Origin of the sequence: Subtercola sp. PAMC28395, from assembly GCF_018889995.1 — a bacterium.
Classification (GTDB): Bacteria; Actinomycetota; Actinomycetes; order Actinomycetales; family Microbacteriaceae; genus Subtercola.
Genome location: NZ_CP076547.1, coordinates 2,621,864 through 2,636,615, shown reverse-complemented (window position 1 = coordinate 2,636,615; position 14,752 = coordinate 2,621,864). Strand labels below are relative to the sequence as shown.

The 14,752-nt window shown below is 65.2% G+C and carries 13 protein-coding genes and 1 other RNA gene; 6 read left to right on the top strand and 8 right to left on the bottom strand.

Annotation, left to right across the window (positions count from 1 at the left end):
- Positions 1 to 209: 209 nt before the first annotated feature.
- The 5 genes from KPL76_RS12090 to KPL76_RS12070 all read left to right on the top strand — a co-directional run bounded on the left by KPL76_RS12090 (position 210) and on the right by KPL76_RS12070 (position 4,456).
- Positions 210 to 851: a SatD family protein gene (locus tag KPL76_RS12090; protein ID WP_216333764.1), complete on the top strand. Its 642-nt coding sequence runs from the start codon at positions 210 to 212 to the stop codon at positions 849 to 851.
- Positions 851 to 1,618, top strand: coding sequence for a hypothetical protein (locus tag KPL76_RS12085; protein ID WP_216333763.1), 768 nt, complete (start codon positions 851 to 853; stop codon positions 1,616 to 1,618). The genes KPL76_RS12090 and KPL76_RS12085 overlap by 1 nt, the downstream gene beginning before the upstream one ends.
- A 27-nt stretch (positions 1,619 to 1,645) precedes the next feature.
- Positions 1,646 to 2,770 carry a class I SAM-dependent methyltransferase gene (locus KPL76_RS12080; RefSeq protein ID WP_216333762.1) on the top strand — a complete coding sequence of 375 codons (1,125 nt, stop codon included), beginning with the start codon at positions 1,646 to 1,648 and terminating at the stop codon, positions 2,768 to 2,770.
- A 23-nt stretch (positions 2,771 to 2,793) separates the two neighbouring features.
- Positions 2,794 to 3,612, top strand: a complete 819-nt coding sequence (locus KPL76_RS12075) for a Nif3-like dinuclear metal center hexameric protein (RefSeq protein WP_216333761.1) — start codon at positions 2,794 to 2,796, stop codon at positions 3,610 to 3,612.
- 109 nt (positions 3,613 to 3,721) lie between these two features.
- Positions 3,722 to 4,456, top strand: a complete 735-nt coding sequence (locus KPL76_RS12070; RefSeq protein ID WP_216333760.1) for a zinc ribbon domain-containing protein — start codon at positions 3,722 to 3,724, stop codon at positions 4,454 to 4,456.
- A 14-nt stretch (positions 4,457 to 4,470) separates the two neighbouring features.
- On the opposite strand, the gene KPL76_RS12065 is transcribed toward KPL76_RS12070, so the two are convergent.
- The 6 genes from KPL76_RS12065 to KPL76_RS12040 form a co-directional block, all read right to left on the bottom strand.
- A complete protein-coding gene (locus KPL76_RS12065) occupies positions 4,471 to 5,238 on the bottom strand; it encodes a response regulator (RefSeq protein ID WP_216333759.1) in 768 nt (255 codons plus the stop codon).
- Positions 5,235 to 7,778, bottom strand: a complete 2,544-nt coding sequence (locus tag KPL76_RS12060; RefSeq protein WP_216333758.1) for a DUF4118 domain-containing protein — start codon at positions 7,776 to 7,778, stop codon at positions 5,235 to 5,237. The genes KPL76_RS12065 and KPL76_RS12060 overlap by 4 nt, the downstream gene beginning before the upstream one ends.
- A gap of 62 nt (positions 7,779 to 7,840) precedes the next feature.
- Complete coding sequence (gene kdpC, locus KPL76_RS12055; RefSeq protein WP_216333757.1) at positions 7,841 to 8,446, bottom strand: potassium-transporting ATPase subunit KdpC; 606 nt, start codon at positions 8,444 to 8,446, stop codon at positions 7,841 to 7,843.
- Between the two features lie 55 nt (positions 8,447 to 8,501).
- Complete coding sequence (gene kdpB / locus KPL76_RS12050) at positions 8,502 to 10,661, bottom strand: potassium-transporting ATPase subunit KdpB (RefSeq protein WP_216333756.1); 2,160 nt, start codon at positions 10,659 to 10,661, stop codon at positions 8,502 to 8,504.
- A gap of 2 nt (positions 10,662 to 10,663) precedes the next feature.
- Positions 10,664 to 12,340 carry a potassium-transporting ATPase subunit KdpA gene (gene kdpA, locus KPL76_RS12045; protein ID WP_216333755.1) on the bottom strand — a complete coding sequence of 559 codons (1,677 nt, stop codon included), beginning with the start codon at positions 12,338 to 12,340 and terminating at the stop codon, positions 10,664 to 10,666.
- On the bottom strand, positions 12,340 to 12,429 hold the full coding sequence (locus tag KPL76_RS12040) for a potassium-transporting ATPase subunit F (RefSeq protein WP_216333754.1): 90 nt from the start codon (positions 12,427 to 12,429) through the stop codon (positions 12,340 to 12,342). Before KPL76_RS12040 ends, kdpA begins: the two co-directional genes overlap by 1 nt.
- A 344-nt stretch (positions 12,430 to 12,773) precedes the next feature.
- Here KPL76_RS12040 and rnpB point away from each other — a divergent pair.
- An RNA gene (gene rnpB / locus KPL76_RS12035) (RNase P RNA component class A) lies at positions 12,774 to 13,183 on the top strand.
- 93 nt (positions 13,184 to 13,276) lie between these two features.
- Here rnpB and KPL76_RS12030 read toward each other — a convergent pair.
- Both KPL76_RS12030 and ppgK read right to left on the bottom strand, forming a co-directional pair.
- Positions 13,277 to 13,861: a YdeI family protein gene (locus KPL76_RS12030; protein ID WP_216333753.1), complete on the bottom strand. Its 585-nt coding sequence runs from the start codon at positions 13,859 to 13,861 to the stop codon at positions 13,277 to 13,279.
- Between the two features lie 66 nt (positions 13,862 to 13,927).
- On the bottom strand, positions 13,928 to 14,725 hold the full coding sequence (gene ppgK, locus KPL76_RS12025) for a polyphosphate--glucose phosphotransferase (RefSeq protein ID WP_216333752.1): 798 nt from the start codon (positions 14,723 to 14,725) through the stop codon (positions 13,928 to 13,930).
- Between the last annotated feature and the right edge of the window lie 27 nt (positions 14,726 to 14,752).

The following is a 14,752-nucleotide window of genomic DNA, read 5'->3' as shown; positions in this document are numbered from 1 at the left end:
GCCGATGGCCACGACGCAACCCGCAAGGGCAATTAATGTGATGAGCGACCGTGGCCCAGACAACCGGTGTCGGTCGCGAATTCCTATCGAGATTTGCATGACTTGAGATTGGCTCATTAACCGTTTCATGGCGAGAGTCTTGGCGCGATGACGATTCATCATCAGTAATGGACTTATATTCGGGAAATATAAGAGTTATGCTTATGCATATGTCTTCTCATCTGCAGGTAGCCGTGGTGATCGACCTCGTGAAGTCGCGGCAGATTGCTGAGCGCAGATCGGCGCAGGTCCAGATCGAGACCGCGTTCGCCCTCGTCAACTCTCTCGTGATCCCTGTGCAGCCGCTCGAGGCCACTGTCGGCGACGAGTTTCAAGCCGTGTACGAATCTGTGCCAGCAGCGCTCGAAGCGACTCTGCTCGCACGCCTGGCGCTGCCAGCGGGAATCGACTGCCGGTTCGGTATGGCCAGCGGCGACCTGTGGTCTGTGGGAAGCGGTGCCACCGGGCCCCTGCAGGACGGGCCGGGGTGGTGGTTGGCGCGGGAAGCGATCAACGAGGCTCACGTTCGGGAAGACGCCCGGACTCCGAGTCTGCGCAGCTGGTATCGAAGCGACGACGCCAAGTACCCTGAGGCTGTGGTCAACGCGCACCTGCTCGTGCGCGACCACGTCGTCGGCGGCATGAGCGACAGGGCACGGCGCATCACCCTCGGCACGTTCCGGGGGCAGTCACAGGCCGAGCTCGCTGCCTCAGAACACATCTCACAGTCTGCCGTCTCTCAGTCGCTCCGGCGGTCTGGGGGAGCATCGCTGGTTTCGTCACTGGAGCTGTTCACCGCGGGAGTCGCCTGATGCTCGCCGCCGTATTGCTGCTCCTGGTCGGAACGGCAGACCTCGCCCGCTCCGGCCGCCGGTTCGAAGTCGCCCGCGTCGCGATTCCCCTCGTGTGGCTTGTCATCGTTCTGCTCGCTGTGACGGGGCTCGGCACGCCGTGGTGGGCACTCGTAGCCCCGCTCGTGATCGCCGGCGCGTGGCTTCTGACCACGACGACACTGGAGCATGTGAAGCCGCCCTCTGGTCTCTGGCCGGTGGCTGGGCTTGGAGTAGCACTCCTTCTTCTTCTCGCGATCGATACAACGGGCCAGTCCGCGTCAGGATTTCTGGTGCAGTGGCACGCAGATGCTCCGGTCGATGCGCTCAGACAGGCCTCACTGACCACCGTCGTGCTCGGTTTCTCCGCTGCCGTCTTTCTCACTGAGAGCGGCAATGTCGTTGTGCGGGCGAGCCTGCATCGAACTCCGCCTGCAGTATCCCTGGGACCCGTGAACCGGGCCCCATCGGCTGCTGGACCTGACGACATCGACCTATCTGCAGCCGATCTGCGCGGAGGCCGGCTGATCGGCCCGCTTGAGCGCCTGTTGATCGTGACGCTGGCCCTCGCCGGCATGTATCCGATCGTCGCGGCACTGATTGCGGCAAAGGGCATTGTGCGTTTCCCCGAAATCTCCAGAGACGGCCCGTCGGGATCGAAAGCCGAGTATTTCCTGGTCGGCAGCCTCGTCAGCTGGTCGATCGCGGTCGCCATCGGTGGACTGCTCTGGATATCAGCCCACGGCTGATAATCGCCGAGTATGAGCAAGGAGCTTATGACTTTTTCACTGGAAGACCTCAGGCGGTGGCCCGACGTCGAAGCCGCAAACCTGTTCGCCTTCGACGCGAGCGACAGGCTGATCCTCGACGAGGCCGATGAGCTGCTCAGCGAAGTGAGCGGCAACGAGATCGTCGTGATCGGGGACCGGTATGGCGCGCTGACCCTGGGGGTCGCTGCGCGATACGGCGCCACGGGCATCCGCGCCCAGCAGGACCGGCTGACGGGCGAGCGGGCACTGGCGAACAATGCAGAGGCCGCTGGTCTCGAGACCACCTACCGCAGCCTGCCTCTGGGGGAGGAGTTGCTGGCAGGGGCGAAAGTCGTGCTGATGCAACTGCCGCGAAGCCTCGCAGAACTCGACGAGCTGGCCGACCTCATCGCCCGATTCGCCGACTCCACAGTTACCGTCTACGCCGGCGGCCGAATCAAGCACATCACGCGTGCGATGAACGATGTGCTCGGCGCCTCATTCAGCACAGTGTCAGCGACGAGGGCGCGCCAGAAGTCACGCGTGCTGGTGGCGTCGCAACCCAAAACAGCACCGGATGATCGCCCGTACCCGAAGCGCGAACTCCACGCCGACCTCGGGTTGACCGTGGCCGCGTACCCCGGGGCCTTCGCCGGCACCTCCCTCGATATCGGCACGCGTTTCCTGCTCGATTTTCTCGGGCAGGTCTCGCCCTCAGCCCACGCCGTGATCGATCTGGGGTGCGGAACCGGCATCCTCGCCTCCGCCATCGCGAAACAGCGGCCAGACGTGCAGGTGCTGGCGACCGACCAGTCGCAGGCCGCCGTCGAATCCGCGAGAGCCACGATGGCAGCCAACGGTCTCGCCGATCGCGTTTCTGTCGTGCGCGACGACGGGCTCGCATCCCAGCCCGATGCGAGCGCCGACGCGGTGCTGTGCAACCCTCCGTTCCACGTCGGAAGCACGGTTCACACCGGCGTCGCCCTGTCGCTCTTTCGCGATGCGGCCCGGGTACTCGTGTCGGGCGGCCAGCTGTTCACCGTCTTCAATTCGCACCTCGCCTACCAGGCAGATCTGCGACGCCTCGTTGGGCCGACGTCCGTGCTGGGGCAGAATGCGAAGTTCACAGTGACCGTTTCCACAAAGCGATGATCGGCACACTCTAGGCTGGGGCTGTGTCATATACCGTTCGCGACGTCAACGCTGTCATTGAGGGTCTCTGGCCCATCGAGCACGCCGAGCCGTGGGATTCGCCGGGTCTCGTGTCGGGTTCGCCGGAGGCCGAGGTCACGAGCATCCATCTCGCCGTCGATGCCGTAGCCGAAACGGTCGACGAGGCCGTGGCTGTCGGTGCCGGTCTGTTGCTGGTTCACCACCCGCTGCTCTTCCACGGGGTGACCACGATCGCCGAGACCACGTACAAGGGCGCCATGCTCGCCCGTCTCGTTCGGGGCAACTGTGCACTGGTGGCGGCCCACACGAATGCAGACATCGTTGAGAACGGGGTGTCGGCGGTGATCGCCGAGCGACTGGGGCTCATGGATGCTGTTCCCCTCGTGGCCGGAACTGTGCCTGGCACGGGGCTCGGTCGCTCCGGTGATCTCGCCCAGCCGGTCACCCTCGGGCGACTCGCACTGGAACTCGCAGAGATCCTGCCCGCAACCGCGACCGGCGTGCGCGTCGCCGGTGCGTACGACACCGTGGTCTCGAGGGTCGCGCTCTGCGGCGGGGCCGGCGATTCGCTGCTGTCGACTCCCGAGGTGCAGGCGGCCGACGTGTACATCACCTCCGACCTGCGCCACCACCCCGTCTCCGAAGCCCGCGAACAGGCCGCCGTGGGTGGCGGGCCCGCGCTCATCGATGTCTCGCACTGGGCGAGCGAGTGGCTGTGGCTCGAAGTCGCCGCTGAGCAACTCCGGGCTGCCCTGCCGGGAGTCGTCGTGACAGTGAGCGATGTGCGAACCGACCCCTGGGACTTCGTCGTCACCCAGTGACCGGCAACACCTAGCCCTGGCAAGAAGTCCCCCTGGCCACGAACCACCGGCCACACGAACCGACGGCCACACCTTGCACCTCAACACCGCTCACTGAAGGATTGAACCCATGAAAGCTCCCGTCTCCGAGCAGCGAACGCTGCTCGACCTCCAGGCCGCAGACAGCCGGATCGCTCAACTGGGTCACCGGGCGAAGACGCTTCCGCAGCAGAAACGGCTCGACGAACTCGCCGCCCAGATCGGTACCGTGTCACACCGGCTCGCCGGCACGAATGGCGAGCTCGAAGACGCCCAGCTGGAGATCTCCCGGGTGGAATCCGATGTGGAGGTCGTGGCAGCCCGGCTGGCCCGGGACCGATCGCGACTCGAATCCAGCTCGTCGACAAAAGACATCCAGGGTCTCGAACACGAGATCGCCTCCCTGGAGAAGCGGCAGTCCGACCTCGAAGACATCGAACTCGCCGTCATGGAGCGCATGGACGAGATCAATGGCCGCCTTGCCGTGATCGTCGAGGAGATGGCAGGCCTGGCTACAGAGCGCGACGAACTGCAGGCATCGCGCGACGCCGATCTGGCCGCGATCACCTCCGAGCTCGCCGGCGTGCAGCTGAACCGCGACCTGATCGCCGGGGGAGTCGGCGACGAGTTGCTGGCTCTCTACAACCGCCAGCGCGAACGGTACGGAATCGGCGCGGCGCTGCTCACACGGGGCGTCTCGATGGGGAGCAACGTCAAGCTGCACGAATCCGACCTGGCGAAGATCCGTGCCGCGGCACCCGACGACGTCGTGATCGATCCCGACAGCAGCTGCATCCTGGTGCGCACCGAGGAATCCGGGCTCTAGCAACGCGGCCGGAATCAGTCCCGTAGCGCCGGGTCGGGGTTGAACCGGTACCCGAGACCCGGCTCGGTGATGAAGTAGCGCGGCCTCGACGGGTCGGGCTCGAGCTTCTTTCGCAGCTGGGCAAGGTAGAGCCGCAGGTACCCGTCTTCGGAGCTGTAGGCTGCGCCCCACACAGTGGTGAGCAGGTGATGCTTGGTGACGAGCCGGCGCGGGTTGCGAACCAGCACCTCGAGAATGTGCCACTCGGTGGGAGTGAGTTTCACGACTTCGGGCGCCGCTGAGACCTCTGCGCCTCGAGCAGTGTCGTTCTGGGTTGTGTTGCCCCGGGCATCGGCCGCGCCATTCCTCGCCTCGTGCCTCACCTCGTGGGCGGCGAGGTCGACCACGATGTCACCGAACCTGACGATGGGCTCGTCGACGCCCGCGACCGTGCGCCTGGTCAGTGCACGGATGCGGGCGAGCAGCTCATCGACGGCGAACGGTTTGGTCACGTAGTCGTCAGCTCCGGCGTCGAGGGCGTCGACCTTGTCTGCAGAATCGCTGCGCCCGCTCACCACGAGAATCGGTACGGCACTCCAGCCGCGGATACCCTCGATCACCTCGATCCCGCTGAGTCCTGGCAGGCCCAGATCGAGCACGACGAGCTCGGGCGGATGCTCGGCAGCCCTCTTCAGCGCGGCTTCGCCTGTCGAGGCGAGGTCGACGTCGTACCCGCGGGCCGACAGGTTGATGCGCAGGGCGCGAAGGATCTGCGCGTCGTCATCGACGATCAGCACCCTCATGACGCCGCCACCTCCATGGGGTGCAGGGGGGCGTGCCGGCCGGGGCGGAGGGAGACGACCATGGTCAGCCCGCCACCAGGGGTGACCTCGGCTTCGAGCGTTCCCCCCATCGCCTCGACGAAGCCCCGGGAGAGAGCAAGTCCCAGTCCCACGCCGCTGGTGTTGTCGGTGTCACCCAGTCTCTGGAACGGCTGGAAGGCATCCGTGAGCCGTTCGTCGGGGATACCTGGCCCCTGGTCGATCACCCGGAGCTCAACGGTGTCGGCGAAGGCGCTGCCCGAGAGGATGGGTGGCTGGCCTGCAGGAGCGTACCGCAGGGCGTTCGAGAGCAGATTCACCAGAACCCGCTGCAGCAGGGCCGGGTCGCAGATGACCGGCGGCAGCTGGGGGGAGACGTTCACGACGACGGCACCGGCGACCACGTGGAGCTCGTCGAGAGCGAGCGGCACAATCTCATCCAATCCCACCTCAGAACTCGCCACAGCGAGCACGCCAGCCTGCAGTCTGCTGACGTCGAGAAGGTTGCTCACCAGGTCGGCCAGGGTCAGCAAGGACTCTTCTGCCGTGCGTAGGAGGTCGTCGCGGTCGTCGGCGCTCCATTGCACCTCTCTGCTGCGCAGGCTCGAGACGGCTGCGGTCGCCGACGAGAGCGGTGTGCGGAGGTCGTGGCCCACCGCGGCGAGCAGTGCCGTGCGCATGCGGTCGGCCTGCTCGAGAGGTTTGATGCTTTCGGCTTCGGCGGTCAGTCTGCGTTGGACAAGCGCGGACTCGATCTGTGAGAGAAACGCGGCGAGAATGCGGCGGTCGGAGGCCTCCAGTACGCGACCGGCGAGAACGAGCCGCGCCGACTCCGAGAGATCGAATACTGCCGTGGTGGTGAGCGGTTCTGCCGCACCCCTTCTCTGCGGTTGCTCCGGCACTCCGGAGCTCGCCGCTTCGTAGAGCACCTCGCCGTCGGATTCGAGCAGCACCGAATCGAGGGAGAAGACCTCTCGCAAACGGTCGATGAGTGCCTGCAGGGCATCCTGGCCCCGGAGTACGCTACCGGCGACGGTCGCGAGGGTCTCCGCCTCGGAGGCGCTGCGCCTGGCCGCCCGGGATCGCCTGGCCGAGGAGTCCACCACCACGCTGACGAGCACAGCGACCACGAGAAAGATCACGAGGGCGAGAAGATGGCGTGGGTCGTTGATGGTCACGGTGTACAGCGGTGCCACGAAGAAGAAGTCCAGCAGGAGGCCAGCGAGCACGGCGGTGGGAACGGCGGGTCGCAGGCCGCCGACGAGTGCGACGATCACGATCAGCAGCTGGTAGAGCAACACATCGCTCGTGATGGTCTCGTCGCTGCGAATGGCCGACAGGCCGAGAGTGAGAAGCGGCAACCCGAGCAGCGCAACCGCGCCACCCATGAGCTGCCGCCTGATGGTCAGGGCCCCGCCCAGCCGTGGCAGAGCGAGGCTGCCTGCAGCAGCATGGGTCACGATGTGCACGTCGATGTCGCCCGACTCGCGGATGACCGTGGCCCCGATTCCCGCACCGGTCAGCAGTGCCGTAAGCCTCGAGCGGCGGCTGACCCCGATGACGAGTTGAGTGGCGTTGGCACCTCTCGCGAAGTCGACCAGGGCCGTCGGGGTGTCATCACCGACCACATGGTGGTACTCGCCGCCCAGTTGCTCCACCAGCGTGCGCTGGGTGGCCAGGGAGCCGGGGTCTGCTGCGGCGAGGCCGTCTGCGCCGCTCACGTGCACCGCGAGCAACTCGCCTCCGCTCGAACGCGCGGCGATACGGGCACCCCGACGAACGAGCGTCTCGCCCTCCGGCCCGCCCGGCAACGCGACGACGACCCGTTCGCGTGCCTCCCACTTCTGCCCGATGCCGTGTTCGCTGCGATACGCCTTGAGTGCAACATCCACCTCGTCGGCCAGCCAGAGCAGCGCGAGTTCTCGAAGAGCCGTGAGGTTGCCGAGCCGGAAGTAGTTCGAGAGCGCGGCATCGATCGTACCGGCCGGGTAGACGAACCCGCCGGAGAGCCGGGCACGCAAGGCCTCCGGTGCGAGGTCGACGAGTTCGATCTGGTCGGCCGCACGAAGGATCGAGTCGGGGATGGTCTCCTTCTGGGCGATGCCGGTGATCTTCTCGACGACATCGTGCAGGCTGTCGATGTGCTGGATGTTGACGGTCGACATCACGTTGATGCCGGCGTCGAGCAGCATCCCGACATCGAGCCAGCGTTTGGGGTTGAGTGAGCCAGGCGCGTTGGTGTGGGCGAGCTCGTCGATCAAGGCCCACTGTGGAGCTCGCGCGATGAGTCCTTCGACGTCGAACTCGTCGAGAGCGACAGAGCGATGATCGACCCGCCTGCGTGGGAGGACTTCGAGCCCCTCGACGAGCTTCGCTGTGCCCGCCCGCCCGTGGGTCTCGACGATGCCGACCACCACGTCGAGTCCCTGATCGCGCAGGCGGCGCCCCTCTTCGAGCATGGTGAAGGTCTTGCCGACCCCTGGTGCTGCGCCGAGGTAGACGTGCAGTAAGCCTCTGCCCACGAATCCAGCCCTAACTGTGATGAGCGCGCCTGGGAACGCGCGTGACGATGAACATCGTGCCTCTACTTCAGAGCGTTCAGGGCAATGTTGAGTTGCAGCACGTTGACGGTCGGCTCACCGACGTACCCGAGATCGGCACCCTGGACGAACGATTCGACAAGTTTCGACACCTCAGCTTCGGGAAGATCTCTGGCCGCGGCGACCCGCGCCACCTGTTCACGAGCGTACTCCGGGCTGATGTGTGGATCGAGACCCGACGCGGAGGCGGTCAGCGCGTCTACCGGAATCGAAGCGGGGTCGACACCGTCGCTTGCAGCGATGGCTGCCTTCCGGTCTGCGATGGCCTGCACCAGCTTGTCGCTGTTCGGCCCGAGGTTCGAGCCGCTTGAGGCGCTGCCGTCGTAGCCGTTGCCGGCGGCAGAGGGCCGCGACTGGAACCACTGCGGCAGTGCGACACCGTCGGAATCAGTGAAGCTCTGCCCGATCAGGCTCGACCCGACGACGCTGCCGTTCACAGAGATCAGCGAGCCGTTGGCCTGCGCCGGGGCGATGAGCTGGCCGACCCCGGTGACCACCAGCGGGTAGACGATGCCGAGTGCGACGGTCATGATCAGGAAGAGCCTGATTCCGACCCAGTACTGCCTCAGTGTTGCGTTTCGTTTGCTCATGAGAGCTTTCTCGATTCTGGCTGTGGTGCGGTGGATGTCTCGTCGTGGGCGTTCATCAGGAGAGCCCCGGAATCAGACTGATGAGCAGATCGATGATCTTGATACCGATGAACGGCGCGATGATGCCGCCCAGCCCGTAGATCAGTAGGTTGCGGTTCAGGATGCTCGAGGCCGATGCGGCACGGTACTTCACTCCACGCAGCGCAAGCGGTATCAGCGCGACGATCACCAGGGCGTTGAAGATGATCGCCGAGAGGATCGCCGAAGCAGGTGACGAGAGCTGCATCACGTTCAGCACCGCGAGCGACGGGAACGCGACCGTGAACATGGCCGGGATGATGGCGAAGTACTTCGCCACATCGTTCGCGATCGAGAACGTTGTGAGCGAGCCCCTCGTGATCAGCAGCTGCTTGCCGATGCTCACGATGTCGATCAGCTTGGTCGGGTCGGAGTCGAGGTCGACCATGTTGCCGGCCTCCTTCGCAGCCGAAGTTCCGGTGTTCATCGCGACGCCGACGTCGGCCTGGGCCAGGGCGGGGGCATCGTTGGTGCCGTCTCCGGTCATCGCGACCAGGTTTCCACCCTCCTGTTCGCGTTTGATGAGCTCCATCTTGTCTTCGGGCGTTGCTTCGGCGAGAAAGTCGTCGACGCCCGCCTCCTCGGCGATGGCCTTCGCGGTGAGCGGGTTGTCGCCGGTGATCATCACCGTGCGGATGCCCATGCGGCGCAGGTCGGCGAAGCGGGCAGCAAGGCCGGCTTTCACGATGTCCTTCAGGTAGATGACACCGAGTACCTGGGCCTGACCCGAGGCCGACTTCTCGGCAACGACCAGCGGGGTTCCGCCCGCCTGGGCGATGTCGGTGACGATCTGGTCGAGCTCGGCGACCAGCGCAGGGTTCTGGGGAGCACCCTCGGCAACCCAGGCGGCGACCATGGAACCGGCACCCTTGCGCACCTGGGTGCCGTTGTCATAGTCGACCCCGCTCATCCGGGTCTGTGCGGTGAACGGAACCGCAACGCCGTCGCTCGCCTCAGGTACAGGCAGCCCGAGCGCGCGGGTGAGATCGAGCACCGACTTGCCTTCGGGAGTCGGGTCGCTGAGCGACGAGGCACTAGCGGCCGCGGCCAGCCTCGACACCGTGACTCCGGTGACGGGGCGGAACTCGGCGGCCTGCCGGTTGCCATAGGTGATGGTTCCGGTCTTGTCGAGCAGCAGGGTGGTCACGTCTCCCGCAGCCTCGACGGCACGACCCGACATGGCGAGCACGTTGTGCTGCACCAGTCTGTCCATGCCGGCGATTCCGATGGCAGAGAGCAGGGCCCCGATGGTGGTGGGGATCAGGCACACCAGCAGGGCGACGAGCACGATGAGGGACTGGGCGGCGTTGGAGTAGTCGGCGATCGGGTTGATGGTGAGCACGACCAGGAGGAACACGATGGTCAGGCTCGAGAGCAGGATGCTGAGGGCCAGCTCATTCGGAGTCTTCTGTCTCGATGCGCCCTCGACCAGCCTGATCATCCTGTCGACGAACGTGTCGCCGGGTTTGCTGGTGATGGTGACGACGATGCGGTCGGAGAGCACGCGTGTGCCACCAGTCACTGCGCTGCGGTCTCCGCCGGATTCACGGACGACCGGAGCGGACTCGCCGGTGATGGCCGACTCGTCGACGGAGGCGATGCCCCAGACGATGTCGCCGTCGCCGGGGATGAGTTCACCGGCGGTGACCACGATCGTGTCACCCAGCGTCAGGTCGGCAGAGGCGATCTGAGTGACAGGCGCGTGCTCAGCGCTCGGGTCGCTCACCGGGTTGTACTCGACGCGATTGGCGAGGGTACTGGTTCGGGTCGCCCGCAGGCTGCTCGCCTGCGCCTTGCCTCGGCCCTCTGCAACCGATTCAGCGAGGTTCGCGAAGATCCCCGTGATCCAGAGCCAGATCGCGATCGACCACGCGAAGAGCAGGGACGTGGGCGAAGCGGAGGCCGTGGAATCGGCACTCAGGAACGGCTGCGAGATGGCCAGCACCGTCGTGAGGAGTGCACCGATCTCGACGATGAACATGACCGGGTTCTTGTACATGAGTCGTGGGTCGAGCTTCTTCAGTGCACCCGGCAGTGCGTCAAGCAGCTGGCGTGGGCCGAAGGGAGCCGATCGTGTGGCGTGAGTGGTCGATGGCTCCTGGGGAGCCGTGGCGCGTGCTGCGGTGTCTGTCGACATGGTTATTGCAGCCCTTCCGCTAGGGGACCTAGCGCTAGAACGGGGAAGTAGGTGAGAGCGGAGACGAGCAGCAGCGTGCCGATCGTGAGGACGACGAACTGGGGTCGATGCGTCGGGAGGGTTCCCGCGGTTGCGGGCACCTTGCCCTGAGCAGCGAGGGAACCAGCGAGAGCGAGTACCAGCACGATCGGGATGTACCGGCCGAGGAGCATGGCGGCCCCGAGCGCCGTGTTGAACCACGGCGTGTTCGCGGTCAGGCCGGCGAAGGCCGAGCCGTTGTTGTTCGCCGCAGAGGTGAAGGCGTAGAGCACCTCGGAGAAGCCGTGCAGCCCGGTGTTGGCCATCGAGGTGCCTGTCACCGAGTCCCGAACCGCAGGAATGGCGAAGCTGAGGCTCGTACCGATCAGTACCAACGCCGGCGTAGCAAGGATGTAGAGGCTGGCGAGCTTGATCTCCCGCGTGCCGATCTTCTTGCCCAGGTACTCAGGAGTTCGGCCGACCATCAGCCCGGCGACGAAGACCGCGATGATCGCGATCACCAGAATCCCGTAGAGCCCGGAGCCCGTTCCGCCCGGGGCCACCTCGCCGAGCATCATGTTGACGATGGCTAGGCCACCGCCGAGCCCGGTGAAGCTGTCATGCATACTGTTGACGGCACCGGTCGAGGTGAGCGTGGTCGAGGTCGCGAAGATCGACGACAAGACGGTTCCGAAGCGCTCCTCCTTGCCTTCCATAGCTCCGCCCGCAGCCGCCGTTGCTGTGCCCGCGAGCGATGATTCCGCCCAGACCATGAGGGCAGACGACGCCACCCAGATCGTCGCCATGGCGCCGAGGATGGCGTAACCCTGGCGGTTGTCGCCCACCATCTTTCCGAAGGTGCGAGGCAAGGAGAAGGGGATGACCAACAGCAGGAAGATCTGGAGAAGACTGGTCCAGGCCGTGGGGTCTTCGAACGGGTGCGCGGAGTTGGCGTTGAAGAACCCGCCACCGTTGGTGCCGAGCTCCTTGATGGCCTCCTGCGAAGCCACAGGGCCTCCAGGCAAGGTCTGGGTACCGCCGGTGAGAGTCGTCACGTCCTGGAAGCCGTTGACGTTCTGAATGACCCCGCCGATGATGAGAACGATCGCGGTGACAAACGCGAGAGGCAGCAGGATCCGCAGGATGCCTCGAGTGAGGTCGACCCAGAAGTTGCCGATCGTCGTCGAGTTCTTGCGGGCGAACCCGCGCACGAGGGCGATGGCGACAGCAATGCCGAGCGCCGCAGAGACGAAGTTCTGCACCGTCAACCCGATGAGCTGCACGGTGTACCCCATGGTCGCTTCGGGGGAGTACGACTGCCAGTTGGTGTTGGTGACGAAGGAGATGGCCGTGTTCCACGAGAGCGACTGTTCGACGGCAGGCAGGCCCAGCGCCCAGGGCAGGAACTCCTGCAGCCGTTGGATCGCATAGAGGAAGACGACGCCGATCACCGAGAAGAGCAGAACGCTCTTCAGGTACCTCGGCCAGGTCTGATCTGAAGTCGAGTCGACTCCGATGAGCTTGTACAGCCCGCGCTCGACCCGCAGGTCTTTGCCCGAGGTGTAGGTGTGGGCCATGTAGTCGCCCAGCGGCCGATAGGCCAGCCCCAGGGCGATGATGAGCGTGCCCAGCTGGGCGACAGTGAGCCAGACGTCACCCATCAGAACCTCTCTGGCTTGACGAGGGCGTACACGCAGTAGAGAACCGCCGCGACGCCGAGAACGACGCTGATGATGCCGAAGACGATCACAGTTTCTGCACCCCTCGCGCGATCAGGGCCACGAGGCCGAACAAGACCACGATGCCGAGTAGGTAGGCGATATCAAGCACGGAATGCTCCCAAGGCTCAAACGGGCTGCACGGTCGGCGACTTTCTGCGCGACCGGGCAGGCGTGGTGATGACCACTGATCGATCACACACCCGCCGGGCATCCGGATGACCGTTCCTAACGGCTTCCTAACGCCGGCCGCACGATCCCTAACACGGCGCTGCACTTCCGGAGGAGATGCAGCCACACGCGCATCTGGCTGGCTGGGGCCACCCGGGCTGTGCTCCTCCCGAACTGGCACACGGGGTAGGCTGGGGCACGCGAATGGGTCGGCAAGACGGTCGCGTTGGCTCGAGCATCCGTCGTTCTGCGACAGGTGCGGCAGTCACCGAGGAACGTCCGGGCTCCGCAGAGCAGGGCGGTGGGTAACACCCACCCGGGGCAACCCGAGAGAACAGTGCCACAGAAAACAGACCGCCCTGGCTCCTTCGGGAGCCGGTGGTAAGGGTGAAACGGTGGTGTAAGAGACCACCAGCTGCCATGGTGACATGGCTGGCTAGGTAAACCTCGCCCGGAGCAAGGTCAGACAGAAGGCGATACGGCTGCTCGTCGTGTCTTCGGGTAGACCGCTGGAGGCGTGCGGCAACGTACGTCGTAGATAGATGGCCGTCCATGGGTTCGTGCGTTTTTCGCAGGGGCCCAAGACAGAACCCGGCGTAGCAGCCGGCCCATTCGTTCCACCTGCAGACGCCGACGCTGAAATTCAGAAGTGAAGTTCTGGATGCCCGGACCGACCGGCGCCGCGAAGGCCCCGGTAACGCCGGGTGGTCAGGTCTTCTGCGGGTAGATGGTCTCGCCGCGGGCGAGCATGTCGACGTACTCGCCGATCTTGCGGGCGCGGGTCTCCGGGCGTTTGACGTTGCCGATGCGAAAGAGGATCGCGTAGCGGTTGACGCTGTTCAGGCGTGCGAAGAATTCCGCTACAGCAGGGTTCGCGTCGAGCGCCGTTCTGAGGTCGTCAGGCACCTCGATGGTCTTCGAGCCCTCATAGGCCGCCTCCCAGCGGCCGTCGGCGCGGGCTCGCTCGATCTCCCGGAGCCCCGCGGGCTGCATGCGGCCAGCCTCGATCAGAGCGAGGGCCCTGTCGCGGTTGATTCGCGACCAGATACTCCTCGCCCTCCGCGGCCCGAAGTTCTGCAGGAAGTGATTCTCATCGAGCTTCGCCTTGCCGCCGTCGATCCAGCCGAAGCACAGTGCGATGTCGAGGGCTTCGGAGTACCCGACGCCGGGGATCGTGCCGCCCTTCTTCGCCAAGGCAAGCCGAACGCCGTCGGACGTGCCGGAGTTCTCCGTCAGCCAGCGCGCCCACTCGCGTGCATCGCTGCAGAAGAGAGCCTCACGTTCGACGACCATGACCGCCATCATATTCGGAGCAACCGACGCCTGCGTCGGGGTTTCGATGCGGCCCGTCGGGCCTACTCAACCAGCGTTGGTGTTGACGCCGGCGAGCACCTTCGGCTCGAGTGCCAGCGTCGCTGCGCCGAGGATTCCCGCGTTGTTGCGGAGCGTTGCGGGCACCATCGCGGTGTTGATCGAGATCTTCGGCAGGAACTCCTCGTAGCTCTTCGAGACGCCACCACCCACGATGAAGAGGTCGGGCCAGAGCAGCTTCTCGAGTTCGGCGTAGTAGGTCTGCAGGCGCGCGGCCCACTGCACCCAGTTGAGGTCGTCGCGCTCCTTCGCCGCGTACGAGGCCTTCGTCTCGTAGTCGACGCCGTCGATCTGGATGTGACCAAGCTCGGCGTTCGGAATGAGCACGCCGTTGTAGATGATCGCCGTGCCGATCCCTGTTCCGAGGGTCGTCATGATGATGAGGCCGTTCTTGCCTTTCGCAGCGCCGAAACGCACCTCGGCGTACCCGGCCGCGTCGGCATCGTTCACGAAGGTGATGTCGCGCTTCAGAGAGGTCTCGAACAGCTTCTCGGCTTCGAGGCCGATCCACTTCTTCGAGACGTTCGCCGCAGACATCGTGCGACCGTTCTGCACGACCGCCGGGAAACAGACCCCGATGGGAGCGTCGGCGGGAGCAGCCGTGAGGCTCTTCAGGATCTTCTCGACCGTTTCGACGATGTCTTTGGGCTTGCCGCCCTCTGGAGTGTCGAGTTTGATGCGGTCACTGAGGAGTTCGCCGGTCGACGTGTTCACGATCGCGCCCTTGATACCGGTGCCCCCGATGTCGATCCCGATGGCGATGTGTGCTGCCGAATCGTCGGTCATCTTTCTGTGCTCCCTTGTCGTTCGTAT